This window comes from Streptomyces sp. 3330, assembly GCF_031456635.1.
Classification (GTDB): Bacteria; Actinomycetota; Actinomycetes; order Streptomycetales; family Streptomycetaceae; genus Streptomyces.
Genome location: NZ_JAVDVA010000072.1, coordinates 1 through 1821, shown reverse-complemented (window position 1 = coordinate 1821; position 1821 = coordinate 1). Strand labels below are relative to the sequence as shown.

Below are 1821 nucleotides of genomic sequence, written 5' to 3'. Positions count from 1 at the left end.
TGCTCCGCACTCTCCCTCAGCCCCTGCGCGAGATCCGTCCCGACGGTTTCCCGCGCGTACTGCTCCGCACTCTCCCTCAGCCCCTGCGCGAGATCGCCTGAAGCAGGATGAATATGCGTAATCCCTTCGGTGTACGTGTCGACGGCATTTGTGGCACGTAGCTCGTACGGCGACAGCGACCCCTGAGCGGTTCGCTCCGAAGAAGAGTAAGAAGGCAGACTAGACGCGGCAAAAAAATCTTGCCTATAGCGCTCAAGTTGATCCATGTCGCAGCGCCAAGTAGCCACTATTCCGACGGCTGGTCCGGTCTGCAGAAAAACACCACGCTGCCGCATTTCGCCAAGAATTTCCATCTGCAATCTATCACCCAGTTCGTCCGCGTCCGTGAACAATTGATCCATGGTGAATGATGTGCCCCGGTATTCCTTCACCGCTCCGTAAATTCGCTCCATAACGTCTTGCCTATCGAAAATCGCATCAGGAGACATCGTCAACTCTTCTCGTTACGTTCAGGTCTGAGGATTATTTGCTTTCGCCATCAGCAAGGCGCCGCTCGGCTGTCTAAGAATTGACCCGCAACTGCTGGTCACGGATGAGATGATCTTGTCGTGTCTGGTGTGCTCACGGCTTCGGAGCCTTCATGGATAGCCCCGTTCACCGGGCTGAGTGCGCGTCAGTTTGCGCAGCTGATCACCGCGTTGCGGCGCGAGGGCGCCGACCCGGTGCGCAAGGGCCGGCCGTAGAGCCTGCCGCTGGAGGACCGTGCGCTGCTGGTCGCTGCCTACTGGCGGACCAACCTCACGCTGCGCCAACTGGCGCCGCTGTTCGGGGTGTCTAAGTCGGCCGCCGACCGCATCATCGACCACCTCGGACTTGCGCTCGCCCTCCAGCAACGCAAGCGGTTCCGCAGGGACGCCGTGCTGATCGTGGACGGCACCCTTGTCCCCACCCGCGATCACCAGGTCGCCGAGCAGTCGAAGAACTACCGCTACTCGACCAACCACCAGGTCGTCATCGACGCCGACACTCGACTCGTCGTCGCCGTCGGCCGCCCGTTGCCCGGCAACCGCAACGATTGCAAGGCGTGGGACCTGTCCGGCGCGAAGGACGCCGTCGGCAGGACAACGGTCATCGCGGATGGCGACTACCGCGGCACCGGCCTGGTCATCCCGCACCGCCGCGAACCTGGCCAGGCCCAACTCCCGGACTGGAAAGAGGATCACAACACCTCCCACCGCAGAGTCCGCGCCCGTGTCGAGCACGCCTTCGCCCGAATGAAGACCTGGAAGATCCTCCGCGACTGCCGCCTCAAGGGCGACGGCGTCCACCACGCCATGCTCGGCATCGCGCACCTGCACAACATCACTCTCGCCGGGTGACGGAGAAACGGCAGGTCATCCCGCCCGTCAGAGATCATTTACGGGACAACGCTTAGGAGGATCAGGCGGTCGGATCGTCATGCCCCTTACTACGTATCTGCACAGATTCTGGGTCACCGATCCCAAGCGAACTACCCCTGAGCTCGTGCGCGGGCGCTACTGAACTTGATTGAGTGAGCTCTTTCAGCGGTGCCGCTCTAGGGTGAGGACGGCTGCGGCGATTGACGACATTCGATTCGGGCTGTACCGGGCCCTGCGGAAGATCCGCCAGGACTTCAGTCGCGCCACACCGCGTTGCACCGGAGCCCGCGCCGCGGAGAGCGCGCGGTTGACGGTTCGCCGGGCGGGTGTGAGGTCATGGCCGGGTGGACGTCTGATGGGTGTGGTCACCCATGGGCCGGCGCCCAGGTAGGCGCGGTCGGCGAGCACGGGAACGCCCTGG

Annotated in this window: 2 protein-coding genes and 1 pseudogene; 1 reads left to right on the top strand and 2 read right to left on the bottom strand. The window is 63.0% G+C overall.

The features are described from left to right. The coding region (locus J2X68_RS40190) for a hypothetical protein (protein WP_310437545.1) at window positions 1-488 on the bottom strand (488 nt) is incomplete at its 3' end. A 120-nt stretch (window positions 489-608) separates the two neighbouring features. Between J2X68_RS40190 and J2X68_RS40185 the strand changes: the two are divergent. Then, window positions 609-1379: pseudogene (locus J2X68_RS40185) on the top strand (transposase). Between the two features lie 183 nt (window positions 1380-1562). Here the strand turns inward: J2X68_RS40185 and J2X68_RS40180 are convergent. Then, the coding region (locus J2X68_RS40180) for a transposase family protein (RefSeq protein WP_310437544.1) at window positions 1563-1821 on the bottom strand (259 nt) is incomplete at its 5' end.